Source organism: Streptomyces sp. MH60 (assembly GCF_002939385.1).
Lineage (GTDB): Bacteria > Actinomycetota > Actinomycetes > Streptomycetales > Streptomycetaceae > Streptomyces.
On sequence record NZ_MULI01000033.1, the window covers coordinates 1 to 25,000 of the forward strand.

The window sequence follows — 25,000 nt, forward strand, 5'->3', positions numbered from 1 at the left end:
CGGGCGGGGCCGGCGCCGTAAGCGCTGAGACGCCCGGCGAAGCGTTACGCCACCGCCCCGGGACTGCCGTAACGGTTCAGCCCGCGCTCTGCTCCTCGGCCAGGATGCGGTCCAGGGCTTCGTCGAGGTGGCTGTCGAAGTCGGCGAGCGCACCCTCCTGGCCCAGGGGCACCAGCTTGTCGGTGCGGTCGAGGAAGGCCACGAGGGGCGCCGCCGAGGAGCGGAACAGGGCCTGGTCGCTGCCGACCTGAAGACGGATCAGCACCTCGGCCAGGGGCTCGGGGTCGACCGGTGCGATGCGCACGTCACCGTCGCCGCACGGCCGGCCCACCCCGTCGACCAGCAACTCCCGGCCGAAGGCCCAGGTCACCGGCGCGTCTCCGGGCAGATGGAAGGTCAGGCGTACGGCATAGGGATCCCGGGTCTCGTAGCGCAGCTCCACCGGGATGCGGAAAGAGAGTTCCTCGGACACGAGAAAGCTCATCATGACCTCCGCCTGTACGGACTCGCCCATTCGCCTACCCCGTCATTCGCCGTCGACTGTCCGGGAATCAAACCTCTAACACTGGTGGCATCTTGCTCAACGTACACACCAGATCACAAGGAGTGAGTTTTCAGATACTGATAGAGAGCGCGAGCGAGCCCAGACGCCGCCCCACCTCGTTCTGCAAGCGCTGGGCCGAGGGCAGCAGCCGGCCCGCCTGATGCAGGGGCAGTGAGATGGCCATCGTGGCGGCCGTGGTGCCGACGGTGATCGGGATCGCCGCGCACACCGTCCCCAGCGCGTACTCCTGGCGCTCGATCACCGGCGTCATCCGGCGCATGCGTTCCAGCCGCCTCAGCAGACTGTGTCCGTCACGCACCGTGTACGGCGTGATCGGCTGCACCGGGTAGCGGTCCAAGTGGTCGCGGCGGGCGTCCTCGTCGAGCTGGGAGAGCAGGCACTGCCCGATGGCGTGCGCGTGCCCGGTCTCGCGGAAGTCCGCCCACTCCTCGACCGCCGGATTGCCCGGGGTGTCGGAGACGCACATCACCTCGATCTCGCCGTCCCGGTACATGGCGTAGTACACGGGGACGCCGATCGCGTCCCGCCAGCGCGCCATGGTGTCCACCACCGTGCTGCGACGTTTCTGCTCGGCCCCGCTGCTGCCCAGCCGCTCGGCGGCCTCGCCGAGGAAGAACAGCCCCTTGTCCCGGCGCAGATAGCCCTCGTGGACCAGGGTGCGCAGCAGGTGGTACGCCGTGGGCAGCGCGAGCCCCGTCTCGCGGGCCAGTTGTTTGGCGGGGGCTCCGTACTGGTGCTCGGCGACGCACTCGAGCAGGCGCATCGCCCGCTGCACGGAGCCGATCAACGTCGCGGAGGGCGGGTCGGCGGCGGACGGTGCGGGGGATGTCCCGGGCGTCGAGCGGGGCTGCACGGGAAGGGCGTGCAGCTGAGCGAATGCGGTGTCAGCCGTGGCCAAGGGTCACTCCCGGAACGCGAGGTGGCAGCCCGTGCGGAGAACACGGGTGGGGGTGTGCGCCGTTCGCGAGGTCGCCCCCGCCTGGAGTTCCGGACTCTAACCGCCGGTCACCGCTCACCGACGGCCCGTCCGGGAAACTTCCCTCGCCCGAGGGAACCGGTGGTTCCTGTTACCGCCACCGGTGTCCCACGGCTCTCACCAGTCGCTGCGCGACGACGAGCTCGACATGAACTTGCGTACGACGTAGACCAGTCCGCCGACGAGCGCGACGAAGACCAGCAGCTTGAACAGCAGTCCGATCACGAACCCGACCACGCTGGCGATCAGCCCGCCGAACACGACCAGGGCGATGACCGGCACCGCGATCCACTTCACCCACCACGGAAGTCCCGTGAAGATCTCTCGCATCGCCCTTGCCCTTACCTTTCGGGGACTCCTGGGGAGTCCTCTGATGTCCTGCACCCGATGCTAGGGCCGCGAGCGCCACGACAGGGGCCTGGCATCCCTTGTCTCCCCCTGACCGATCCCCTAGGGAACCCCGGGACCGGGCCTCAGCTCTCCGGCGGAGAGAACACCACCAGAACCCGCAGGTCCTCGCTGATGTGATGGAACTTGTGGGCGACCCCGGCCGGCACGTAGACCACGCTGCCGCGGGCGACCTGGGTGGTCTCCATGCCGACGGTGATCGCGGCCCGGCCGCTCACCACGAAGTACACCTCGTCCTGCGCGTGCGGCTTCTGCGGGTCGGCCGTCCCCGCGTCGAGGGCGTACAGGCCGACCGACATGTTCCGCTCCCGCAGGAACTGCAGATAGGCACCGTCGTTGGCGGCGCGCTCCGCCTCCAGTTCGTCCAGCCGGAATGCCTTCATCGCCTCGTCCGCCCCTGCCTCACCGTTCGTGTCCGATCGCATCTGCCACGATCAGACACATGAAGAATTTCCTAGTCAAGACGATCGCCAACGCGGGCGCCCTCGCGGTCGCCGTGTGGCTGCTCGACAAGATCACCCTGACCGGCGGCAGCACCGGGGAGAAGGCCGTCACCCTGATCGTGGTCGCCCTGGTGTTCGGCCTGGTCAACATGGTGGTCAAGCCGATCGTGCAGGTGCTGACCTTCCCGCTGTTCATCCTGACGCTCGGCCTGTTCACGCTGGTGGTCAACGCGCTGATGCTGTTGCTCACGTCGTGGGTGGCCGACAAGCTCGACGTGAGCTTCCACGTCGAAGGGTTCTGGACCGCCGTCCTGGGCGGCCTGATCATCTCGATCGTCTCCTGGGCCCTCAACGCGTTCCTGCCCGACGGGGACTGATCCCGATGACCTACCGCGTCTGTTTCGTGTGCACGGGCAACATCTGCCGCTCCCCGATGGCCGAGGCCGTCTTCCACGCGCGCGTGGCGGACGCCGGGCTCGACGGCCTGGTCGAGGCCGACAGCGCCGGCACCGACGGCTGGCACGAGGGCGAGGGCGCGGACCCGCGCACCGTGGCCGTCCTGGCGGAGCACGGTTACGGTCTCGACCACACGGCCCGGCAGTTCCAGCAGTCCTGGTTCTCCCGTCTCGACCTGGTCGTCGCCCTCGACGCCGGGCACCTGCGGGCCCTGCGGCGTCTCGCCCCCACGGAGCGGGACGCGGCCAAGGTGCGCCTGCTGCGGTCGTACGACCCCGCCGCGCAGGGCGGTGACCTGGATGTCCCGGACCCGTACTACGGGGGCCAGGACGGCTTCGAGGAATGCCTTGAGATGGTGGAGGCGGCGAGCACCGGACTGCTCGCCGCGGTACGCGAGCAAGTGGAAGGACGGGCGGCATGAGCGATTCCGCTACGAACGACAGCGCAGGCACCGGCACGGAGAGATCCCCTTCCGGCCCCGGTGACGGCACCCGCGCGGTGCGGGCCGGGCTGCCCGAGCCCGTCAAGCACGAGCCGACCCTGCCCGGCCCGGTGTTCGCCGCCCATTACCATCTGCCGGGCGAACCGACCGGCCCGTACACCTACGGCCGCGACGAGAATCCGACCTGGACCCGCCTTGAGAGCGCCATCGGCGAGCTGGAGGCGCCCGGAGAGGACGGCGTGGAGACACTCGTCTTCGCCTCGGGCATGGCCGCCATCTCCTCGGTGCTCTTCTCCCAGCTGCGCGCCGGCGACACGGCCGTCCTGCCCGACGACGGCTACCAGGCACTGCCGCTGGTCCGCACGCAGCTGGAGGCGTACGGCATCGAGGTGCGGACCGCGCCGACCGGCCAGGACGCCCAGCTCGACGTCCTGGACGGGGCGAAGCTGCTGTGGATCGAGACGCCCTCGAACCCCGGGCTGGACGTGTGCGACGTACGGCGGCTCGTCGAGGCGGCACACGCGCGCGGTGCGCTGGTCGCCGTCGACAACACCCTCGCCACCCCGCTCGGGCAGCGCCCGCTGGAGCTCGGCGCCGACTTCTCGGTGGCCAGCGGCACCAAGCAGCTCACCGGCCACGGCGACGTCCTCCTCGGCTACGTCGCCGGTCGCGACGCCGGGGCGATGGCCGCCGTACGGCGTTGGCGCAAGATCGTCGGCGCGATCCCCGGGCCCATGGAGGCGTGGCTCGCGCACCGCTCGATCGCCACTCTCCAGCTGCGCGTGGACCGGCAGGACGCCACCGCGCTCAGGGTGGCCGAAGCGCTCCGGGCACGGCCCGAGATCACCGGCCTGCGGTACCCCGGGCTGCCCGACGATCCGTCCCACAAGATCGCATCGCAGCAGATGCTGCGCTACGGCTGTGTCGTCTCCTTCACGCTGCCCTCGCGCGCGCGTGCCGATCGTTTCCTGGACGCCCTGCACCTCGTCGAGGGCGCGACGAGCTTCGGCGGGGTGCGGTCCACGGCGGAGCGGCGCGGGCGCTGGGGCGGTGACGCGGTACCGGAGGGCTTCATCCGGCTCTCGGTCGGCGCGGAGGACCCGGACGACCTGGTGGCGGATCTGCTGCGCGCGCTGGACGAAACGGCGGACTGAACCGTCGCACGGACGGTCCGAGCCTCCCCCCTCGTGGCTCGGACCGTCCTCCGGTTCCGCACGCGAAGAACCGCGCGACCAAGGCTAGTTGACTCAGTGTCAGTGTCCAATCACAGTAGCGACAGCGGCCTATCGACATATTTATAGTTGGGCACGGCCGGGAGGCTGGGGAGAACGGAAGAGGGGACGGGTTTCCGTGGATCTGGCCTTGCTCCGCACCTTCGTCACCGTGCACCGGGCCGGTTCCTTCACTCGCGCGGCCGCTCTGCTCGGCCTCTCCCAGCCCGCTGTCACCTCCCAGATCCGCACGTTGGAGCGCCAGCTCGGCCGCCCGCTGTTCCTCCGACAGGCCCGCGGCGTGACCCCTACGAGCATCGGCGACGAACTCGCCCACAAGACCGCACCGCATCTCGACGCCCTGGTGGAGATCACCGAGACGGGGCTGACGGACGACTCCGCCCTGCGCACCCTGCATCTGGCCGGACCACCCGAGTTCACCGCCGAACGGGCGCTGCCCGCACTCACCGAACTCACCGGCGAGGACGGCCGGGCCCTCGCCCTGCGCGCCTCGTTCGGGAACGCCGAGGACACCCTGGACGGATTGGCCGCCGGGCATCACGATCTGGCCATCGGCACGGCTCGCCCTCGCGGCACGCTGCTCACGGCCACACCGCTCTGCGACGAGGTGCACGTCCTGGTCGCCGCGCCTGACTGGGCGGAGCGTGCGGGTGTCGAAGACCTCCGCGGCACCGATGCGCCCGCTCTCCAGCACGTCCCCGTGGTCGAAGTGCACGAGTCACTGCCCTTCGTCGCCCGCTACTGGGCCTCCGTCTTCGACGCCCGGCCGTCCGTCCCGGCCACGGTCGTCGTCCCCGATCTGCGTGCGGTTCTCGCCTGCACGGTCGCGGGTGCGGGGCTCGCCGTCCTGCCCCGCTATCTGTGCGCGGAGGCGCTGGGGCGCGGGGACGTCGTCACCCTGCACGACCCACCGGTGCCGCCGCTGCGGACGTACTTCCTGGTGGTGCGCACCGGCACGTTGGCGATGCCGCACATCGCCCGGGCCCACGACTGGCTGCTGCGCGCGGCCGCCGACTGGAACTGAGTCGGCGCACACGCGAACCGGGCGCGCCTCACGATGTTTCACGTGGAACCAGCCGGGCCACATTTCTCCCATGACCGTCCGACCCGTGGTCAAGCGCACCGCTCGTGCCGTCCTGCTGGACGACGACCACCTGATCCTGATCAAGCGGACCAAGCCCGGTGTGGATCCGTACTGGGTCACTCCCGGTGGCGGGGTGGAGCCGGACGACACCACCGTCGTGGACGCCCTGCACCGTGAGGTGTACGAGGAACTCGGCGCCAAGATCAGCGACGTGGTGCCCTGCTTCGTGGACACCGTGGAGCACATCGGCGAGGACGCCGGCACGACCGGCGTGAAGGTGCAGCACTTCTTCGTCTGCCACCTGGAATCCATGGACCCGTCCCTGCGGCACGGCCCCGAGGTCGACGAGCCCGCCGGTGAGTACGAGATCGTCAGAGTGCCGTTCACCCGGGTCGGGATCGCCTCCGTCCACCTCGTGCCGCTGTCGCTGCGGCATTACCTGGACGGCAACATCGAGGGTGTGCGTGCCCTGCACGCCCCCGACCTCGGCTGAACCGACATGGCCGAAAGCCCGCATGTTCCACGGGAAAGAGGTGGACGCGGACGGTCACCGTCGGACAGCCTGACCTGCGTGCCGACACCTTTCCTCGTCTCTGCTCCGATCCGCCGTCTGACGCTCCGCGATCTCACCGCCTGCGCCGACCTGTCCGAGGACCGGGGGTGGCCGCGCGAGGAGCACAAGTGGGGATTCCTCCTCACGGCCGGCAAGGGGTACGGCATCGACGACCCCGGCGGCGGCCTCGTCGCCGCCTGCACCGTCACCGAGTACGGACCGCAGGAGCGCCCCGCGCTCGCCGCCATCGGCATGGTGCTGGTCGCCGAGCGGCACGCCCGCCAGGGCGTCGGACGCCGGCTGATGCGCCACGTCGTCTCCGGCCTGGGTACCGTTCCGCTGACCCTGCACGCGACACCGTACGGCCGTCCGCTCTACGAGGAGCTCGGCTTCAAGGTGACGGGCGGGGCAGAGATGGTGCGCGGCCGTTTCGTGCCGGGCGGGCAGGAGCCGAAGGCCGTCACTCGCGCGGCCACCGCCGAGGACCTCACCACGATCCTCCGGCTCGACGAGGACGTCTTCGGTGCCGACCGCACCCACATCGTCACGCGCCTGCCCGCCTTCGCCGACCAGCTGCGCGTCGCCGAGGAGGACGGCCGGATCACCGGGTACGCCGCGGCCTGGCCCAACATGGACACCCACGTGGTGGGCCCGCTGATCGCCCGTGACACGGAGACGGCCAAGGCCCTGATCGGCTCGCTCGCCGCCCGCACCGACCGGCCGCTGCGCACGGACATCGACGTACGGCACGAGGAACTGCTCGCGTGGGTGAAGGAGCGCGGCCTCTCCGCGGTCGCCCCGAACGCGGTCATGACCTACGGGATCACCGAGCTCCCCGGGGACTGGTCCCGGCGCTTCGCGCCGCTGACGGTCGCGGCGGGCTGACGCCGGGACGGTCCGTGCCGTCAGTGTCGGGCACGGGTCAGGCGAGCGCCCGCACGGCGGCCGAGGCGAACCCGTGGTCCTGCTCGGGGGCGCCGCCGCCCACCCCGATCGCGCCGATCAGCCGGCCCTCCCGGTGCACGGGCACGCCGCCCGCGATGAACAGCAGCGGCCGGTCGAGAGCGGTGGGCAGGGTGTGGAAGGGGCCTCCGGGCTGCACCGCGTCGACGAGGTCAGCGGTGGGAGCGTTCAGCTGGAGCGCCGTGTAGGCCTTGCGCGTGCTGGTCTCGCCGGAGATCAGCACGGCGCGGTCGTCGCGCCGGAAGGCGAGCAGGTGGCCCCCGGCGTCCAGGACCGTGACGCTGACGGTGACGTCGGCCGCCTCGGCGGCGCGGTGGGCCGCGGTGACCAGTTCTTCGGCGTCCTGGATCGTCAGCGGGGCGACAGCGGTGGTGCTCATGGGTCTTTCTCCTTGGTCGTGCCGAGTGGTGCGGTGCCTCGGTGGTCGTCGAGGCGGTGAGGGCCCGTGGGACACGGGGACGGCCCTGGCTCCGTTTCCCACGGGCGGGGGTGGGTCGTTCAGTGGTGGACGGCTGCGGCCCGCTGCTCGGCGGGCACGGACTCTGCGACGAGCGCGCCGGGAGCACTCCCGCGCCGTTCCAGGGCGGCCGAGAGGACGGCGAGGACCAACGCGGCCGCGGCGAGCACGGCGCCGACCCAGTTGGGGGCGGTGTATCCGAAGCCCGCGGCGATGACGACGCCGCCTAGCCAGGCGGAGAGCGCGTTGCCGAGGTTGAAGGCGCCGATGTTCACCGCGGAGGCCAGGGTCGGGGCGCCGTGGGCGTGGTCCAGGACGCGCTTCTGCAGCGGGGGGACGGTGGCGAAGCCCAGGGCCCCGATCAGGACGACGGTCACGGCGGACGCGATCTTGTTGTGTGCGGTGAGGGTGAAGAGGGCCAGTACGACGGACAGGGCGCCCAGGGAGATGTACAGCATGGGCATCAGGGCGCGGTCGGCGAACCGGCCGCCGACGAGGTTGCCGCCGACCATGCCGAGGCCGAAGAGGACCAGCAGCCAGGTGACCGAGCCGTCGGCGAAGCCCGCGACATGGGTCATCATCGGCGCGATGTAGGTGATGGCCGCGAAGACCCCGCCGAAGCCGAGGACGGTCATGGCCATCGCGAGCAGGACCTGCACGTTCTTGAACGCGGCCATTTCGTGACGCAGCCGCACGCCTTCGGCCCTCGGCACGTCGGGGACCAGCTTGGCGACTCCGGCCAGGCCGACGACTCCGAGCGCGGCGACGACGGCGAAGGTGACGCGCCAGCCGGCGGACTGCCCGATCAGCGTGCCCAGCGGTACACCGACGACATTGGCGACGGTCAGGCCGGTGAACATCATCGCGATGGCGCCGGCCTTCTTGTGCGGGGCGACCAGACCGGCCGCGACGACCGATCCGATGCCGAAGAAGGCGCCGTGGGCGAGTGAGGCGACCACGCGGCCGATCAGCATGACGGAGAAGGCGGGGGCGAGGGCGGAGACCAGGTTGCCGACGATGAACAGGCCCATCAGCAGCATCAGCATCCGCTTGCGCGGAACCTTGGTGCCGAGCACGGTCATCAGCGGGGCGCCAAACATCACGCCGAGCGCGTATCCGGCCACCAGATAGCCGGCGGTGGGGATGGAGACCCCGTAGTCGTTCGCGACCTCGGGCAGCAAGCCCATGATCACGAACTCGGTCGTTCCGATCCCGAAGGCCCCGATCGCGAGGGCCAGAAGCGCGAGAGGCATGGAGGGGTACACCTTCCCAGATAATTGCAGTAGCGCTTTACGTTCGCCCACAATAATTGCAGACGCGGGCAATATGCAAGCGACGACAATTGCGGAGCTGGTCTACCCTGGTCTCAGCCACTCCTGGACGGAGGAACCACATGACAGCGACGGACCCGGCGCTCACCGCCCTCTCCCAGGGCTGGTGCGCCCTTTCCCTGCTGCACGGGAGGATCGAGGCACACATCGAGCGGGCTCTGCAGGCCGGCCACGACCTGAGCGTGCGCGAGTACTCCCTGCTCGACGTGCTCAGTCGGCAGCATGACGGTGACGGGGGGCATCTTCAGATGAAGCAGGTCGCCGACGCCGTCGTCCTCAGCCAGAGCGCGACCACCCGGCTGGTCACCCGGCTCGAGGACCGGGGCCTGCTCGAGCGCTACCTGTGCCCCACCGACCGGCGCGGCATCTACACCAACGTCACCGCGACGGGCCTGCACCTGCTGGACGAGGCGCGGCCCACCAATGACGCCGCCCTGCGTGAGGCCCTCGACGAGGCGGCCACCAACCCCGACCTGGCCCCGCTGGTGCGGGCGGTGGAGACCCTGAAGGCACCGGTGCCCGCCTAGAGCGGTTCTAGAGTGCGGTCATGGGAGATCTCGAAATACGCCCCACCACGGCCGAGGACATCCCGGCGGTCGTCGCGATGCTCGCCGACGACCCGCTGGGCGCACAGCGCGAATCACCGGACGATCTGGGGCCGTACCTGGCCGCGTTCGAACGACTCAGGGCCGACCCGAACCAGCAGCTGGTGGTGGCGGTCCGCGACGACCGTGTCGTCGGCACGCTCCAGCTGACGATCGTCCCGGGACTGTCCCGACGCGGCGCCGTCCGTTCGATCATCGAAGGGGTACGCGTCCACGGCGACGAACGCGGCAGCGGACTGGGCACACAGCTCATCGAATGGGCGATCGACGAGTCCCGGCGGCAGGGATGTCACCTGGTACAGCTCACCTCCGACAAGACCCGTACCGACGCTCACCGCTTCTATGAGCGTCTCGGCTTCACGGCCTCGCACACGGGCTTCAAGCTCCAGCTCTGAGGGCAGGGCTCCCGTACCCGCCTTCAACGCGCGCGGCCCTGTTTCACGTGAAACAGGGCCGCATCCGCAGGGGCGGCCGCTAGCCGATCCCCCGCCATCCCTCCGGGTCCACTCCGCCCGGCACAGCGGCGCCCTCCTCGTACGGCTGACGCGTGAAGACGAACGACCCGAGGTCCAGGTGGCTCACGGTTCCGTCCGGACGCCTCACCGCACGCAGCGACTCGCCCGCGTAGTACCCCTCCAGTCCCGTCCAGCTGCCGTCACCGTTCGGCCGGAAACGTGAGCGGCGCCCCTCGCCCGACAGCGGTCCCAGGGAGACCCCTCCGTCGGACGTCAACCGCAGGGCGAAGGCATGCGTCCCCCAGTACCACTGCCCCGCCAGCTCCAGTACGGAGGAGTCGACCTCTCGCAGTGGCCGCCACGGTTCGGGGATCCGCGGCTCCGCCTCGGCGACGATGCGCACGAGGTCGGCCCCGACCCCGGCGAGCAGTGGCCCGGAGGTGCAGTTGGTCAGGACGACCGCGGCCACGTCGTCCTCCACCCCGATGGTGAGGTTGGCCAGGAAGCCCGGCAGGGAGCCGGAGTGCCCCACGAGCAGCCGCCCGCCCTGGCTCTGGACCTGCAGGCCCAGTCCGTACGCCGCGCCGTCCACGACGTCCGCGGCCTCGACCGGTGCGGCGGGCGCCCGCATCTCCCGCACGGTCTCCGCCCCGAGCACCCTGTCGTCCCCCTGTGTCAGAAAGACGGCGAACCGCGCCAGATCCCCCGTGGTGGACCAGAGCTGACCGGCCGGGGCCATCCGCCCGAGGTCCTCGGCGGGCTCCGCCAGCATCACATCGGCCCAGGGATGCACCGCCCAGCCGCCGGCCTGCGGGGCACTGGGCCGGGTTGCCGTACGCTCCAGCCCCAACGGCTCCAGCACCTCCCGCTGCAGCACCTCTTCCCAGGGAGCGCCCCGCAGCTTCTCGACCAGTGCGCCGAGCAGGGTGTAGCCGGGGTTGGAGTAGTGGTGGCGGCGGCCCACCGGGTGCAACAGCGGCCGTTCGCCCAGCACATCGGCCAGCTCGGGGCGCATGGAGCCCGGCGTCCGCTCCCACCAGGGCGCCGGTGACTCGGCGGCCAGCCCGCCCGAGTGCGCGAGCAACTCGGCGATCGTGGCCTCCCCCGCCCCGGTGCCCGGCAGGTGCTTCTCCAATGGATCCCCGAGATCGAGCATGCCCTCGTCGCGCAACCGAAGGACCAGGACCGCGGTGAACGTCTTGGTGATCGAGCCGATCCGGTACTGCACGTTCTCGTCCGGACCGTGCCCGTCGACCGAGGTCCGCGCACCGTGCCACACGGTTCGCCCGCCCCGGACCACCGCCGCCACGAGCGACGGCGTACGCCCTTCGGCCTGCGCCACGGCGATCCGGTGCGTCAATGCCCGGCGGGTGGCGGGGAGCAGCTCTTCCTGAGGTGTCGTCATGTGCCCAGTCCACCGGCCGGGACACCTCACGTCGAGCCGATTTCCCCGTGGCACCGCCTCCGTTCAGGGAGAAGGAGGCACACCTGGCCGGCTGTCAGGTCTGGGCCATGTCCACGAAGCGCGAGTAGTGGCCCTGGAAGGCGACCGTGATGGTCGCCGTCGGGCCGTTACGGTGCTTGGCCACGATCAGGTCCGCCTCGCCCGCGCGCGGCGACTCCTTCTCGTAGGCGTCCTCACGGTGCAGCAGGATGACCATGTCCGCGTCCTGCTCGATCGAGCCGGACTCACGCAGGTCGGAGACCATGGGCTTCTTGTCGGTGCGCTGCTCCGGACCACGGTTGAGCTGGGAGAGCGCGATGACCGGGATCTCCAGCTCCTTCGCCAGGAGCTTGAGGTTACGGGACATGTCGGAGACCTCCTGCTGACGGCTCTCGGCACGCTTCGAGCCGCCGGACTGCATCAGCTGGAGATAGTCGATGACGACCAGCTTGAGGTCGTTGCGCTGCTTGAGGCGACGGCACTTGGCGCGGATCTCCATCATCGACAGGTTCGGGGAGTCGTCGATGTAGAGCGGCGCGGCCGACACGTCGGGCATCCGGCGCGCCAGCCGGGTCCAGTCGTCGTCCGTCATCGTGCCCGACCGCATGTGGTGCAGCGCGACGCGGGCCTCGGCGGACAGCAGTCGCATCGCGATCTCGTTGCGTCCCATCTCGAGCGAGAAGATGACGCTCGGCAGGTTGTTCTTGATCGAGGCGGCCCGCGCGAAGTCCAGCGCGAGGGTCGACTTGCCCATCGCGGGACGTGCGGCGATGACGATCATCTGCCCGGGGTGCAGGCCGTTGGTCAGCGAATCGAAGTCCGTGAAGCCCGTCGGCACACCGGTCATCTCGCCGCTGCGCGACCCGATCGCCTCGATCTCGTCGAGTGCGCCCTCCATGATGTCGCCGAGCGGCAGATAGTCCTCGCTGGTGCGCTGCTCGGTGACGGCGTAGATCTCGGCCTGGGCGCGGTTGACGATCTCGTCCACGTCGTCGTCGGCCGCGTATCCCATCTGCGTGATCCGGGTACCGGCCTCCACCAGACGGCGCAGGACCGCCCGCTCGTGCACGATCTCCGCGTAGTACGCGGCGTTCGCGGCCGTCGGCACGGTCTGGACGAGGGTGTGCAGATACGAGGCGCCGCCGACCTTGTTGATCTCACCGCGCTTGGTGAGTTCGGCGGCGATCGTGATGGGGTCGGCCGGCTCGCCCTTGGCGTAGACGTCGAGGATGGCCTGGTAGACCGTCTCGTGGGCCGGCTTGTAGAAGTCGTGGCCCTTGAGGATCTCGACGACGTCGGCGATGGCGTCCTTGGACAGGAGCATCCCGCCGAGGACGGACTGCTCGGCGTCCAGGTCCTGCGGCGGCACCCGCTCGAACGCGGCACCCCCGCCGTCCCACCCGTTGTCCGGGCCGCGCTCGTGCTGCTCCTCCCGGCTGCGGCCCCCCTCACCGCGGCGGCGGGAAGCAGGCAGACGATCACTGGGGCCGCTGTCGGCCCACGGGTCGTCCAAGGGCTCGGAAATGCTCACCGAGCCACCTCCTCCCGTCCGCCGAGCGGACCTCGCCGTGCCCCTCATTTCTACGGCACGGCACTGACAAATAGGACGCCCAACTCCGGTTCTGGCGCGTCGGTTTTGTGATGGTTCAACAGCCGACGGACGGAGCGGGCGCCGGATAACCGTAGGCCCGCGGGCACCGTCAGCCAATCTGGTTATCCACAGGCCATGTGGACGACTGGCCAGATGCTGTGGAGAACTCCGCCAAACCTGTGCACGAGCCGGTGGACAGCCCTGTGAACAAGCCCGCACCCCAGCCCAGAAAGTGCGCTTGAACTGCGCTTTTACCGTCCACCGCCTGTGCAGAAGAAAAACTTGCCCGGTCGGATCAAGATCATTTCGAATGGTGCCCAGAAGTACACGGGGCGAGAGCGAACGTAAGGGTCATCCAACCTTTGCATCTCTTACCTGTGGACGATTAGATTGGTGCTCATGACACAGGCCCCCGCGCGTACCCGGACCGTCCGGCGTCGGCACGACCGAGAGATCGTCGCGCTGGCAGTCCCGGCCTTCGGCGCGCTCGTCGCCGAGCCCCTTTTCGTCATGGCCGACAGTGCCATCGTCGGCCATCTCGGGACCGCTCAGCTCGCCGGGCTCGGCATCGCCTCGGCCCTGCTCACCACAGCCGTCAGCATTTTCGTCTTCCTCGCCTACGCCACCACCGCGGCCGTCTCCCGGCGCGTCGGCGCGGGGGACCTGCAGGCAGCGATTCGCCAGGGGGTGGACGGCATCTGGCTCGCACTGCTGCTCGGCGCCGCCGTCATAGCGGTCGTTCTGCCCACGGCCCCCTCTCTCGTGGAACTCTTCGGCGCCTCCGACACCGCGGCCCCCTATGCCACCACCTATCTGCGGATCTCCGCCCTCGGCATCCCCGCCATGCTCGTCGTGCTCGCCTCGACCGGTGTGCTGAGGGGATTGCAGAACACCCGGACCCCCCTCTATGTGGCCGTGGCCGGCTTCGTCGCCAACGCCGTCCTCAATGTCGTGCTCGTCTACGGTGCCGGGCTCGGCATCGCGGGTTCCGCCTGGGGCACCGTCATCGCTCAGTGCGGCATGGCCGCGGTCTATCTGTGGGTGGTCATCCGCGGAGCCCGACGACACGGCGCCTCCCTGCGCCCGGACGTGGCCGGGATCAGGGCTTCCGCCCAGGCCGGGATGCCGCTGCTCGTGCGCACGCTCTCGTTGCGGGCCATTCTCATGATCGCAACGGCCGTGGCGGCCCGACTCGGCGACGCAGACATCGCCGCGCATCAGATCGTGCTGTCCCTGTGGAGCCTGCTCGCCTTCGCTCTCGACGCCATCGCCATCGCCGGGCAAGCCATTATCGGGCGTTATCTGGGCGCGGACGACGCCCAGGGGGCCCGGGACGCCTGCCGCAGGATGGTGGAGTGGGGCGTCGCCGTCGGGGTCGTACTGGGTCTGCTCGTGGTGCTGTCCCGCCCGGCGTTCCTGCCCCTGTTCACCGGCGACTCCTCGGTCAAGGACGCCGCGCTGCCCGCTCTGGTGATCGTGGCCGTCGCACAGCCGATCTGCGGCGTGGTCTATGTCCTGGACGGTGTCCTCATGGGCGCGGGCGACGGTCCCTACCTTGCCTGGGCCATGCTGCTGACCCTGGTGATCTTCACTCCCGCGGCGCTTCTCGTCCCGACGCTCGGCGGTGGGCTCACCGCGCTGTGGGCGGCCATGACGCTGATGATGGCGATGCGTCTGGTGACGCTGTGGCTGCGTACCCGATCGGGTCGCTGGATCGTCACGGGCGCGACGCGCTGACCGTTTCACGTGAAACGGTGAAGGGGGACGTTCCACGTGAAACACGGCTGCGAACAAACACGGCCACGAGCACGGTCATGAAGAGGGGCCGCATCCCCGACGGGAGATGCGGCCCCTCTCATCGCTTCAGCGAGAGCAGTGCTCAGGCAGCGACGACCTCGATGCTGACCTTGGCGTCAACCTCGGGGTGCAGACGCACGGACGTCACGTGGGCGCCCAGGGTCTTGATCGGCGAACCCAGCTCGATGCGGCGCTTGTCGACCTCGGGACCACCGGCGGCCTTGATCGCCGAAGCGACGTCGGCCGGGGTGACGGAGCCGAAGAGACGACCGGCGTCGCCGGAGCGGACGGCCAGACGGACCTTCACACCCTCGAGCTGGGCCTTCACCTGGTTGGCCTGCTCGATGGTCTGGATCTCGTGGATCTTGCGAGCGCGACGGATCTGCTCGACGTCCTTCTCGCCACCCTTGGTCCAGCGGATCGCGAACTTCCGCGGGATCAGGTAGTTGCGAGCGTAACCGTCCTTGACGTCGACGACGTCGCCCGCGGCACCGAGGCCAGTGACCTCGTGGGTGAGGATGATCTTCATGTTTCGGTCACCCTTCCCTTATCGCGCGGTGGAGGTGTAGGGCAGCAGCGCCATCTCACGGCTGTTCTTCACGGCCGTGGCGACGTCACGCTGGTGCTGGGTGCAGTTGCCGGTCACGCGGCGGGCACGGATCTTGCCGCGGTCGGAAATGAACTTCCGCAGCATGTTCGTGTCCTTGTAGTCCACGTACGTGACCTTGTCCTTGCAGAATGCGCAGACCTTCTTCTTCGGCTTGCGCACAGGCGGCTTAGCCATGATGTTTCTCCTGTGTGATCAAGAAGTGTGGGTAGCCCGTTCCCTTAGAAGGGGGGCTCGTCCGAGTAGCCGCCACCGCCGCCGGAGCCGCCGCCCCAGCCGCCGCCACCCTGGCCGCCACCGCCCTGCTGGCCACCGGCGGGAGCACCACCGGTCGCCCAGGGGTCGTCGGCCGGAGCGCCGCCGCCCTGCTGGCCGCCACCGGAGCCGCCGCCCCAGCCGCCGCCACCCTGGCCGCCACCGCCGCCGTAACCGCCCTGACCTCCGCGGCCCTGGCCCGAGGTCTTGGTGACCTTGGCCGTGGCATTGCGCAGGCTGGCGCCGACCTCGTCGACGTCCAGCTCGTAGACCGTGCGCTTGACGCCCTCACGGTCCTCGTAGGACCGCTGCTTCAGCCGGCCCTGCACGATGACGCGCATGCCTCGCTGGAGCGACTCGGCGACGTTCTCCGCCGCCTGACGCCAGACCGAGCAGGTGAGGAACAGGCTCTCGCCGTCCTTCCACTCGTTCGTCTGGCGGTCGAAGGTGCGGGGAGTCGACGCGACGCGGAACTTCGCGACGGCCGCACCGGACGGGGTGAAGCGCAGCTCGGGGTCGTCGACAAGATTGCCGACGACCGTGATGACGGTCTCGCCTGCCATGGGGAACCTCTCGGCGGGTTTGCTGCTCTGGCTGCTTGGTTGCTGCTACTCGAATCCCGGGATCAGCTGAGCGGGAAGGCTCAGTGCATCTCGGGACGGAGGACCTTGGTCCGGAGGACCGACTCGTTCAGGTTCATCTGGCGGTCGAGCTCCTTGACAACCGCAGGCTCGGCCTGCAGGTCGATGACCGAGTAGATACCCTCGGGCTTCTTCTTGATCTCGTACGAGAGACGACGACGGCCCCAGGTGTCGACCTTCTCGACCTTTCCGCCGCCGTCACGGACGACAGAGAGGAAGTTCTCGATCAGCGGGGAGACAGCGCGCTCCTCGAGATCGGGGTCGAGGATGACCATCACCTCGTAGTGACGCATGTGGAACCCACCTCCTTTGGACTCAACGGCCACGGTCGTTCCGTGGCAGGAGGGTTGCGATGCGTTCGCACCGGCATCAACGAGTAAACCAGGACCCACTGACAATCGGGCCTCCTCCGAGGAGGTGGCCCGGTCGTGGCCGGCAACAGACACCGGTGCGGAAGGTACAGCGTACCCGGCTGTCGCCCTGCGGTTGAAATCCGGCCCCGAGGGGACACAATCGGTAGTCAGGGATGTGAGGGCTAAAACACACTGCCCTTCGGCAGGAGGTTCTCCATGGCACAGATCATGCGACCCGCCAGGCCCCGGACCGGCCTACTGGCCACCGACGGCAAACGACACCCTCTCCAGGACGCGCTCCTGGCCGTGACCGTGGTGCTGGGCGTGCTTGCCCTGGCCACCGCGAGCTTCCGTGGACTGCACGTCCTGACCTCCTGGGCGGGGCTGCTCGGTGTACTGACCGGCGGATACGGTCAGTACGTGTCCGAGACGACACGGGAGCGCTTCGGCCTGGTACTGGGACTCGGCGCCTCCGCAATCGGTCTGTTCTTCGGCATCTACCACGGCGGGCTCGTCGGCTGATCCACGCCGCCGGCCGCCCGCCGGACAAGCCCTTCCGGCCGTACGCCGGACGGGGCGCTCACAGGGCGCAGTAGGCTTCGCGCGAGAGCCGGAGCCCCTGTACCCATGGGGACACACCAGCCCGAGGAGCGCCCCGAATGAGCCTGACCCTGAGGACCATCAGTCGCGAGCAGCATCTGGCGTACATCCAGAGTCTGCCGGCGGCGAGTCACATGCAGGTCCCGGCATGGGCGGACGTCAAGGCGGAGTGGCGCTCGGAGAACCTCGGCTGGTTCGACGACCGGACCGGTGAGCTGGTCGGTGTGGGTCTCGTCCTCTACCGGCAGCTGCCCAAGATCAAGCGTTACCTCGCCTACCTGCCCGAGGGCCCGGTCATCAACTGGTTCGCGCCGAACCTCCAGGACTGGATGGAGCCGATGCTGGCGCACCTCAAGCGGCAGGGCGCCTTCTCCGTGAAGATGGGCCCGCCGGTGATCATCCGGCGCTGGGACGCGACGTCCATCAAGAAGGGCATCCAGGACCCCGACGTCAAGCGCCTGCGGGACATAGAGGCGGACCACATCGAGCCGCGCGCCTTCGAGGTGGCCGACAAGCTGCGCCGCATGGGCTGGCAGCAGGGCGAGGACGGCGGCGCCGGCTTCGGTGACGTGCAGCCCCGCTACGTCTTCCAGGTGCCGCTGGCCAACCGCTCCCTGGAAGACGTCCACAAGAACTTCAACCAGCTGTGGCGCCGCAACATCAAGAAGGCCGAGAAGGCCGGTGTCGAGGTCGTCCAGGGTGGCTATCACGACCTCGAGGAGTGGCAGCGCCTGTACGAGATCACGGCCGTGCGCGACCACTTCCGGCCGCGTCCGCTGTCGTACTTCCAGCGCATGTGGGCGGCCCTCAACAACGAGGACCCCAACCGCATGCGGCTGTACTTCGCCCGGCACAACGGGGTGAACCTGTCGGCGGCGACCATGCTGGTCGTCGGCGGGCACGTCTGGTACTCCTACGGCGCCTCCGACAACATCGGCCGCGAGGTCCGGCCGTCGAACGCCATGCAGTGGGCCATGCTCCGCGACTCCTACGCCCTGGGCGCCACCGTCTACGACCTGCGCGGCATCTCCGACTCGTTGGACGAGAGCGACCACCTCTTCGGCCTGATCCAGTTCAAGGTGGGTACGGGCGGTCAGGCTGCCGAGTACCTCGGCGAGTGGGACTTCCCGCTGAACAAGCTGCTCCACAAGGCGCTCGACATCTACATGTCGCGCCGCTGACCGCACAGCCCATCCCCGATCCGCACCTCTGACAGCCACGAGAAAGGTTCCAGGTCCGGCCATGGCGCTCACGCTCTACGTCGACACCGCGCGCTGGCGGGCGCACCACAAGCACGTGCAGGAGCAGTTCCCCGGGCTGGTCCCGGTCTGCAAGGGCAACGGCTACGGATTCGGCCACGAGCGGCTGGCGGAGGAGGCCACGCGGCTGGGCTCGGACGTGCTGGCCGTCGGCACCACCTACGAGGCCGCCCGCATCAAGGACTTCTTCGGCGGTGACCTGCTGGTCCTGACGCCGTACCGGCGCGGTGAGGAACCCGTACCGCTGCCCGACCGGGTCGTGCGCTCGGTGTCCTCCATCGACGGCGTGTACGGCCTGGTGGGCGCACGCGTGGTCATCGAGGTGATGTCCTCGATGAAGCGGCACGGCATCAGCGAGCAGGACCTGCCGCAGTTGCACGCCGCCATAGAGAACGTCCGGCTGGAGGGCTTCGCCATCCACCTGCCGCTGGACCGTACCGACGGCTCGGACGCCGTCGAGGAGGTCATCGGCTGGATGGACCGGCTGCGCGCGGCCCGGCTGCCGCTGCACACCATGTTCGTCAGCCATCTCAAGGCCGACGAACTGGCTCGGCTCCAGCAGCAGTTCCCGCAGACCCGCTTCCGCGCCCGGATCGGCACCCGGCTGTGGCTGGGGGACCACGAGGCCACCGAGTACCGCGGCGCGGTCCTGGACGTCACGCGTGTCACCAAGGGCGAGCGTTTCGGTTACCGGCAGCAGAAGGCAGCCTCGGACGGCTTCCTGGTGGTCGTGGCGGGCGGTACGTCGCACGGGGTGGGGCTGGAGGCCCCGAAGGCGCTGCACGGCGTCATGCCGCGCGCCAAGGGTGTCGCCCGGGCCGGCCTCGCCACGGTCAACCGGAATCTCTCGCCGTTCGTCTGGAGCGGCAAGCAGCGCTGGTTCGCGGAACCACCGCACATGCAGGTGTCGATCCTGTTCGTGCCCTCGGACGCGTCGGAACCCAAGGTGGGTGATGAGCTGGTGGCCCATCTGCGGCACACCACCACGCAGTTCGACCGCATCCTCGATCGCTAGCGAGCGGGCCGTACCCGCGAGAAGGCCGTACACGACGTCTTCGTGATCCTCGTGTACGGCCTCTCACGCGTTCACTCAGAGCGACCCGTTCGGCTGACGGCCCTTGCCCCAGTACACCTGCGGCCCTTCGAAGTGGTCCGCGGGCTGCTCGGGCCGAGCCGCGGGGCCCAGGACGAAGACGTCCTCCGCGCCGTCCAGCACACCGCCCGACGGGTCGTCGTCACCCGTCCGCCGGACCGGGTCCCTGTCCGGCATCAGGATGTCGCGCACCACCATGGCGCAGAAGAACAGCGTTCCCAGCAGGTGCAGGCCGATGGCCCAGTGGTAGCCGTCCGTCGGCAGACCCTTGTGGGCGTCGCCGCTGGTCGTGTACGCGAGGTACATCCAGATGCCGAGGAAGTAGGCCACCTCGCACGCCTGCCAGATCAGGAAGTCCCGCCACTTCGGCCGGGCCAGCGCGGCCAGCGGCACCAACCAGAGCACGTACTGCGGTGAGTAGACCTTGTTGGTGAGGATGAACGCCGCGACGATCAGGAAGGCGAGCTGGGCGAACCGCGGCCGCCGGGGCGCGGTCAGTGTGAGTGCCGCGACGGCACCGCAGCACAGCAGCATGAGAAGCGTGGCGAGGGTGTTGACCGTCTCGGTGCTGAGCGGGTTGTCGGAGTTCTGGCCCAGGATCAGCCAGAAGGACCCGAAGTCCACGCCCCGTTCCTGACTGAACGTATAGAACTTCGACCAGCCGTCGAAGGCATAGAGCATCACCGGCAGGTTCACCACGAGCCAGGCGCCGGCCGCGCCTCCCAGCGCTGTTCCGAACGCCCGCCATTTGCCCGCGCGCCAGCACAGGACGAGCAGGGGGCCGAGGATCAGGAAGGGATAGAGCTTGGCTGCCGTGGCCAGGCCCAGCAGCACGCCGAAGGCCAGCGGACGCTCCCGGGACCACATGAGGACGGCGGCGGCCGTCAGGGCGACCGCCAACAGGTCCCAGTTGACGGTGGCCGTCAGCGCGAAGGCAGGGGCCAGAGCGACCAGCAGACCGTCCCAGGGGCGCCGCGCGTGCGTGCGGGTCACGCAGATGGCGATCACGACCGCGCAGACCATGAGCATCCCGGCGTTGACCATCCAGTACCACTGCTCCTGGTCCTGAATGGTGCCGCTGCCCGGCGTGAGCCAGGACGCGACCTCCATGAACAGGCCGGTCAGGACGGGGTACTCCAGGTACTCCATGTCGCCGGGGAGCTTGTCGAAGTACGGCACGAGCCCATCGACGAACCCGCGGCCCTGGTAGAGGTGCGGGATGTCCGAGTAGCACGCGTGCGTGTACTGGGAACTGGCTCCGAAGAACCACGCACCGTTGTAACAGGGCGCCTTCTGGACCAGTCCCAGGGCGAACATGCCGATCGCCACGAGTGCGATCACCCGCACGGGGGTCCACCAGGAGTTCCCGAGCAGAGCGCGTCGGCCCATCGGACCGCCGATCAGCTCGCTGCCTGCTGCGGCGACCGGGTCCTCCCTGGTCGGCCGCACCGGGTCCGGCTCGTGCACGCTCGCTGGCGTTGATTCTGCACTGGGCATGGGGCACATCCTGCCGTACGCGCCTGGGAACACGCCGGGGCCGCCGCACCCTCAAGGATGCGGCGGCCCCTGTTTCACGTGAAACTTGCGGGTGTTTCACGTGAAACACCCATTATCGGCGACTCCGGAACAAGCTAGCCGTTCGGGCCCAAGATGCTGTTGCCCCGGCTGTTTCCATTGCTGTCACCGTCTCCCTCCGTCTCGCTGGCCGAGGGTGAAGGCGTTTGGCTTCCCTCCGAGCCGCCTGGGCCATTGCCCCCGTTGCCGTTGCCGGCGTTGCTCCCGTCCTCGCAGTTCCAGTCCCAGACACCGCAGGTCTCGGTCACGGAAGGTGAAGGACTGGGCCCTGTGTCACTGGGCGACGGCGACGGCGACGGGCTGGTCTCCTCGGTCTCGGAAGCAGAGGGGGAGGGGGAGGGCGTGGGGGTCGGCGACGGGGTGTCGTTGATGACCTCGCCGATGGGCTCCGGCTTCGGGAACTTCTCCACCTTCATGCCCTTGACCGCATCGGACATGTAGTCCTGCCAGATCGTGGACGGGAAGGAGGCACCGTGGATCTTCTTCTCGCCACCGGTCCCGAACATCTCCAGGAACGTGCGGTCCTTGATGGTCTCGTCGTCCGGGTAGCGGTACATGCTGATCGCGGTCGACAGCTGCGGGGTGTAGCCGACGAACCAAGCGGACTTGTTGCCGTCGGTGGTACCCGTCTTGCCGGCCACCTCACGACCGGGCAGTTGGGCGTTGGAGCCCGTTCCCTTCTCGACGACGGTCTTCAGGACGTCCGTCACGTTGTCCGCGACCTTCGCCGTGAACGCCTGCTTCTCCTCGACCTTGTGCGTGTAGATCGTGCCGTCCTTGCTCGTCACCTTCGTGACGGAGTACGGCTCGCGCTGCTTGCCGCTGTCCGCGAAGGTGGCGTACGCGCCCGCCATGCGGATGGCGCTCGGGTCCGAGACACCGATGGAGAAGGACGGATAGCCGGAGCCGGCCAGGCTGTCCTCCAGGAGCCCCGCGTCCACGGCGGACTCCTTCACCTTGTCCAGGCCGACGTCCATGCCGAGCTGCACGAAGGCGGAGTTCACCGACTCCCGCATCGCCTCACGGAGGTCGATCTTGTAGTCCGGCGGATCACCGACGTCGTCCTGACCGTCGTTCTCCTGACGCCACTGCTCGCCCTTCTCGTTCTCCCAGATCGACCCGTCATAGTTATTGATCTTGAGGTCGTTCTTGCCGCTGTAGAGGCTCTTCGGGGAGACGACGGTCCGCTCGTCCTGGGCCTGGACCGGACCGAGGTCCGGGTCCCGCACACCCCACTTCATCGCGGCCGCGAGCACGAACGGCTTGAACGTCGAACCGACCTGGGCACCGGTCACGTCGGCGTTGTTGGTGAAGTGCTTGGTGGCGTCCTCACCGCCGTAGATGGCCTTGATGGCCCCGGTTTGGGTGTCGATCGAGGCGCCGCCGAACTGGACGTGAGTGTCCGTCTTGGGGCGCTTCTTGGGGTCGATCTTCTCCTTGTAGACCTTCTTGACCGCCTTCTCGAGCTCGTCGACCTTCTTCTTCTCGAAGGTCGTGTAGATCGAGTAGCCGCCCTTCTCCAGCTGCTGCTCCGTCACCTCGCCGCTCCTGACCACGGAGGCCTTGGCGAGCCTGACGAGGTAGCCGATCTGACCGCCCAGATTCGCGTTCGACTGCGGGTTCTGCGTGGTGGGGAGCTCGGTGTACTTGGCCCGTTCCGTCTGGCTCAGATGCCCGTACTCCACCATCTTGTCGAGGGTGTCCTGCATCTGGGAGAGGGCCCGCTTCTTGTTGGCCTCGGGCGTGGCCGCCGGGTCGATCCCGATCGAACCCGCCGGGTCGTAGTAGGTGGCGCCCTTGAGCACCGATGACAAGAAGGCGCACTGCCCCGGGTTGAGGTCGACGGCGTCGACGTTGAAGTACGCCCGTGCGGCCGCCTGGACGCCGTAGGCGCCGCGGCCGTAGTAGGCGGAGTTCAGGTAGCCCTCGAGGATGTCGTCCTTGGAGACGTCGGTACCGACCTTGATCGAGACGAAGATCTCCTTGACCTTGCGGGAGATCGTCTGCGACTGGTCGTTGAGCATCGCGTTCTTCACGTACTGCTGGGTGATGGTGGAGCCACCCTGCGTCTCACCGCCCTTGGCCATGTTGAACACGGCGCGGGCGATGCCCTTGGGATCGATGCCGCTGTCGGTGTAGAACGTCTTGTTCTCCTGCGAGATGACGGCGTTGCGCATCGCCTTCGGGATCTGCGAGAGATTGACGTTCTGGCGGTTGCGGTCACCGCCCGTGGCCACCATCTGGGTGTTGTCGGCCCAGTAGTAGACGTTGTTCTGCGCCTTGGCGGAATCGTCGACGACCGGGACGCTCACCATGGCGTACGCGAGGCCGGCGGCACCGACCAGGCAGCCGATGAAGGCGATGCACAGCCCGGAGACGAGCCTCCAGGACGGCACCCAGCGGTGCCACCCGTCCTTGTCGTGGCGCGGGTAGTCGATCATCCGCTTCTTGCCGGGCGCCGCGGCGCGTCCTCGTCCGGGCCCTGCTGGGCCGCCGGGTGCCCCACGTCGGCCACCGCGGCCCGGCTCGGCCGCTCTGCGACGGCCACCCCCGCTCCGCTGTGCCGCGCGCCGGGCCTCGGCCCGGCTCCCGTACGCACGCTCCTCGTTCTCCGGACCGTACGAGCCGGACGGAGACTCTGTGGCGCCTCGCGGTGCCGCACGGCGGCCGGAGGACGAGCCGGACTGACCGCGTCGGGCCGCGGCACGTCCGCCTCCCTGCGGCTGCGGCGGTTTGCGACGGTGCTCGCTCATCGAACGACTACTCCTCGGGCAGGCGCACCTTTGCGCGCCTGGTAAAGGCGGCTGGTTTCCGGTCCCCCCGAAGTACGGATGCGGCCCCTTCCGCATTCACCCGTACTGCACCGGGGACAGGGACGCCCCCAGACGTCACTTGGTTCCCGGTGGTTTGCATGGCGCACACACTACGCACCGTCAAAACCCCCGCGGCCCGAAGTTCACCTCAAATCAGGCAACTTGCTCGCGATGAAACCCTGATGTGATCCCGTTCACCAGTTCCCCCCTTGTCGCACGCGGAAGCTCGTTCTATCGTGCTGATGTATCGACTCGATACATCAGCGCGGCATAAGGGCGAGAGGAGGCGACGATGAGCCGGAGATCCGGCATCCTCGAGTTCGCCGTACTCGGCCTGCTCCGCGAGTCCCCGATGCACGGCTACGAGCTGCGTAAACGGCTCAACACGTCACTGGGTGTGTTCCGGGCGTTCAGCTACGGGACGCTCTACCCCTGCCTCAAGACGCTGGTCGCCAACGGCTGGTTGATCGAGGAACCGGGGAACGTCGGCGAGGCCGCCGCTTCCCTCACGGGACGCCGCGCCAAGATCGTCTACCGGTTGACGGCCGACGGTAAGGAACATTTCGAGCAGCTCCTCTCCCAGACGGGCCCGGACGCGTACGAGGACGAGACCTTCGCCGCTCGCTTCGCGTTCTTCGGCCAGACGTCACGAGACGTACGCATGCGCGTGCTCGAGGGCCGGCGCAGCCGGCTGGAGGAGCGCCTGGAGAAGATGCGGTCCTCACTGGCCCGCACCCGGGAGCGACTCGACGACTACACGCTTGAGCTGCAGCGCCATGGAATGGAGTCCGTGGAGCGCGAAGTGCGCTGGCTGAACGAGCTCATCGAGAGCGAGCGGGCGGGGCGGGACCTGAGGGGTTCCGCCGCCGAGGGGGCCGCTCAACAGGACACGACATATGGAGCGACGGGCGGCCTGCCCCGGCCGGGGGACGACCCCCGGCCGGATACGCCCGGCGACACCGCCACGTGAGCGCCCAGTCAGGGCCTCACTCGTACACACAG

Annotated in this window: 27 protein-coding genes; 13 read left to right on the forward strand and 14 right to left on the reverse strand. The window is 68.9% G+C overall.

The window, feature by feature from the left end; translation table 11 throughout:
* Nucleotides 1-76 precede the first annotated feature (76 nt).
* From BZZ08_RS20760 to BZZ08_RS20775, 4 genes are all read right to left on the reverse strand, one after another.
* Complete coding sequence (locus BZZ08_RS20760; RefSeq protein ID WP_007388906.1) at nt 77-514, reverse strand: SsgA family sporulation/cell division regulator; 438 nt, start codon at nt 512-514, stop codon at nt 77-79.
* Nucleotides 515-614: 100 nt separating this feature from the next.
* Entirely contained in the window at nt 615-1,340 is a 726-nt protein-coding gene (locus tag BZZ08_RS20765) for a helix-turn-helix domain-containing protein (protein ID WP_104633816.1), read from the reverse strand.
* Nucleotides 1,341-1,658: 318 nt separating this feature from the next.
* Nucleotides 1,659-1,871: a DUF5326 family protein gene (locus BZZ08_RS20770; RefSeq protein ID WP_104633763.1), complete on the reverse strand. Its 213-nt coding sequence runs from the start codon at nt 1,869-1,871 to the stop codon at nt 1,659-1,661.
* A 143-nt stretch (nt 1,872-2,014) separates the two neighbouring features.
* Nucleotides 2,015-2,332 (reverse strand): cupin domain-containing protein, encoded by a 318-nt coding sequence (locus BZZ08_RS20775; RefSeq protein WP_053133839.1) that lies wholly within the window; start codon nt 2,330-2,332, stop codon nt 2,015-2,017.
* Between the two features lie 59 nt (nt 2,333-2,391).
* Here BZZ08_RS20775 and BZZ08_RS20780 point away from each other — a divergent pair, with 59 nt between their 5' ends.
* The 6 genes from BZZ08_RS20780 (at nt 2,392) to BZZ08_RS20805 (ending at nt 7,044) form a co-directional block, all read left to right on the forward strand.
* The gene (locus tag BZZ08_RS20780) at nt 2,392-2,769 is read left to right on the forward strand and encodes a phage holin family protein (protein WP_104633764.1); all 378 of its coding nucleotides are present in this window, start codon (nt 2,392-2,394) and stop codon (nt 2,767-2,769) included.
* 5 nt (nt 2,770-2,774) lie between these two features.
* Complete coding sequence (locus tag BZZ08_RS20785; protein WP_104633765.1) at nt 2,775-3,269, forward strand: low molecular weight protein-tyrosine-phosphatase; 495 nt, start codon at nt 2,775-2,777, stop codon at nt 3,267-3,269.
* Complete coding sequence (locus BZZ08_RS20790) at nt 3,266-4,444, forward strand: cystathionine gamma-lyase (RefSeq protein ID WP_104633766.1); 1,179 nt, start codon at nt 3,266-3,268, stop codon at nt 4,442-4,444. Before BZZ08_RS20785 ends, BZZ08_RS20790 begins: the two co-directional genes overlap by 4 nt.
* Before the next feature lie 196 nt (nt 4,445-4,640).
* Complete coding sequence (locus BZZ08_RS20795; RefSeq protein ID WP_104633767.1) at nt 4,641-5,546, forward strand: LysR family transcriptional regulator; 906 nt, start codon at nt 4,641-4,643, stop codon at nt 5,544-5,546.
* Nucleotides 5,547-5,616: 70 nt separating this feature from the next.
* Complete coding sequence (locus BZZ08_RS20800; protein WP_104633768.1) at nt 5,617-6,099, forward strand: NUDIX domain-containing protein; 483 nt, start codon at nt 5,617-5,619, stop codon at nt 6,097-6,099.
* Between the two features lie 78 nt (nt 6,100-6,177).
* Complete coding sequence (locus BZZ08_RS20805; protein WP_104633769.1) at nt 6,178-7,044, forward strand: GNAT family N-acetyltransferase; 867 nt, start codon at nt 6,178-6,180, stop codon at nt 7,042-7,044.
* Between the two features lie 37 nt (nt 7,045-7,081).
* Here BZZ08_RS20805 and BZZ08_RS20810 read toward each other — a convergent pair whose 3' ends face one another.
* Both BZZ08_RS20810 and BZZ08_RS20815 read right to left on the reverse strand, forming a co-directional pair.
* A complete protein-coding gene (locus BZZ08_RS20810) occupies nt 7,082-7,501 on the reverse strand; it encodes a GlcG/HbpS family heme-binding protein (protein WP_104633770.1) in 420 nt (139 codons plus the stop codon).
* Nucleotides 7,502-7,620: 119 nt separating this feature from the next.
* Nucleotides 7,621-8,832, reverse strand: coding sequence for an MFS transporter (locus BZZ08_RS20815; RefSeq protein WP_104633771.1), 1,212 nt, complete (start codon nt 8,830-8,832; stop codon nt 7,621-7,623).
* A gap of 140 nt (nt 8,833-8,972) precedes the next feature.
* On the opposite strand from BZZ08_RS20815, the gene BZZ08_RS20820 reads away from it, so the two are divergent.
* Nucleotides 8,973-9,437 carry a MarR family winged helix-turn-helix transcriptional regulator gene (locus BZZ08_RS20820; RefSeq protein WP_104633772.1) on the forward strand — a complete coding sequence of 155 codons (465 nt, stop codon included), beginning with the start codon at nt 8,973-8,975 and terminating at the stop codon, nt 9,435-9,437.
* Between the two features lie 20 nt (nt 9,438-9,457).
* On the forward strand, nt 9,458-9,910 hold the full coding sequence (locus BZZ08_RS20825; RefSeq protein ID WP_104633773.1) for a GNAT family N-acetyltransferase: 453 nt from the start codon (nt 9,458-9,460) through the stop codon (nt 9,908-9,910).
* A gap of 79 nt (nt 9,911-9,989) precedes the next feature.
* On the opposite strand, the gene BZZ08_RS20830 is transcribed toward BZZ08_RS20825, so the two are convergent.
* Nucleotides 9,990-11,375 carry a serine hydrolase domain-containing protein gene (locus BZZ08_RS20830; protein WP_104633774.1) on the reverse strand — a complete coding sequence of 462 codons (1,386 nt, stop codon included), beginning with the start codon at nt 11,373-11,375 and terminating at the stop codon, nt 9,990-9,992.
* 94 nt (nt 11,376-11,469) lie between these two features.
* A complete protein-coding gene (dnaB, locus tag BZZ08_RS20835) occupies nt 11,470-12,945 on the reverse strand; it encodes a replicative DNA helicase (protein WP_104633775.1) in 1,476 nt (491 codons plus the stop codon).
* A 459-nt stretch (nt 12,946-13,404) separates the two neighbouring features.
* On the opposite strand from dnaB, the gene BZZ08_RS20840 reads away from it, so the two are divergent.
* On the forward strand, nt 13,405-14,742 hold the full coding sequence (locus BZZ08_RS20840; RefSeq protein WP_104633776.1) for an MATE family efflux transporter: 1,338 nt from the start codon (nt 13,405-13,407) through the stop codon (nt 14,740-14,742).
* Between the two features lie 142 nt (nt 14,743-14,884).
* Here BZZ08_RS20840 and rplI read toward each other — a convergent pair whose 3' ends face one another.
* From rplI to rpsF, 4 genes are all read right to left on the reverse strand, one after another.
* Nucleotides 14,885-15,331: a 50S ribosomal protein L9 gene (gene rplI, locus BZZ08_RS20845; protein ID WP_104633777.1), complete on the reverse strand. Its 447-nt coding sequence runs from the start codon at nt 15,329-15,331 to the stop codon at nt 14,885-14,887.
* Between the two features lie 18 nt (nt 15,332-15,349).
* Nucleotides 15,350-15,586 carry a 30S ribosomal protein S18 gene (gene rpsR / locus BZZ08_RS20850; RefSeq protein WP_003949403.1) on the reverse strand — a complete coding sequence of 79 codons (237 nt, stop codon included), beginning with the start codon at nt 15,584-15,586 and terminating at the stop codon, nt 15,350-15,352.
* 44 nt (nt 15,587-15,630) lie between these two features.
* Nucleotides 15,631-16,227 carry a single-stranded DNA-binding protein gene (locus tag BZZ08_RS20855; protein WP_104633778.1) on the reverse strand — a complete coding sequence of 199 codons (597 nt, stop codon included), beginning with the start codon at nt 16,225-16,227 and terminating at the stop codon, nt 15,631-15,633.
* Between the two features lie 80 nt (nt 16,228-16,307).
* Nucleotides 16,308-16,598 carry a 30S ribosomal protein S6 gene (rpsF, locus tag BZZ08_RS20860; protein WP_077798159.1) on the reverse strand — a complete coding sequence of 97 codons (291 nt, stop codon included), beginning with the start codon at nt 16,596-16,598 and terminating at the stop codon, nt 16,308-16,310.
* Between the two features lie 276 nt (nt 16,599-16,874).
* On the opposite strand from rpsF, the gene BZZ08_RS20865 reads away from it, so the two are divergent.
* The 3 genes from BZZ08_RS20865 (at nt 16,875) to BZZ08_RS20875 (ending at nt 19,532) form a co-directional block, all read left to right on the forward strand.
* Nucleotides 16,875-17,180, forward strand: a complete 306-nt coding sequence (locus tag BZZ08_RS20865; protein WP_104633779.1) for a hypothetical protein — start codon at nt 16,875-16,877, stop codon at nt 17,178-17,180.
* Between the two features lie 137 nt (nt 17,181-17,317).
* Nucleotides 17,318-18,439 carry a peptidoglycan bridge formation glycyltransferase FemX gene (gene femX, locus BZZ08_RS20870; RefSeq protein ID WP_104633780.1) on the forward strand — a complete coding sequence of 374 codons (1,122 nt, stop codon included), beginning with the start codon at nt 17,318-17,320 and terminating at the stop codon, nt 18,437-18,439.
* A 61-nt stretch (nt 18,440-18,500) separates the two neighbouring features.
* Entirely contained in the window at nt 18,501-19,532 is a 1,032-nt protein-coding gene (locus tag BZZ08_RS20875) for an alanine racemase (protein WP_104633781.1), read from the forward strand.
* Nucleotides 19,533-19,607: 75 nt separating this feature from the next.
* Here BZZ08_RS20875 and BZZ08_RS20880 read toward each other — a convergent pair whose 3' ends face one another.
* Nucleotides 19,608-21,116: a glycosyltransferase family 87 protein gene (locus tag BZZ08_RS20880; RefSeq protein WP_104633782.1), complete on the reverse strand. Its 1,509-nt coding sequence runs from the start codon at nt 21,114-21,116 to the stop codon at nt 19,608-19,610.
* A 125-nt stretch (nt 21,117-21,241) separates the two neighbouring features.
* A complete protein-coding gene (locus BZZ08_RS20885; protein WP_104633783.1) occupies nt 21,242-23,626 on the reverse strand; it encodes a transglycosylase domain-containing protein in 2,385 nt (794 codons plus the stop codon).
* 664 nt (nt 23,627-24,290) lie between these two features.
* On the opposite strand from BZZ08_RS20885, the gene BZZ08_RS20895 reads away from it, so the two are divergent.
* The gene (locus tag BZZ08_RS20895) at nt 24,291-24,968 is read left to right on the forward strand and encodes a PadR family transcriptional regulator (protein WP_104633784.1); all 678 of its coding nucleotides are present in this window, start codon (nt 24,291-24,293) and stop codon (nt 24,966-24,968) included.
* Nucleotides 24,969-25,000 lie beyond the last annotated feature (32 nt).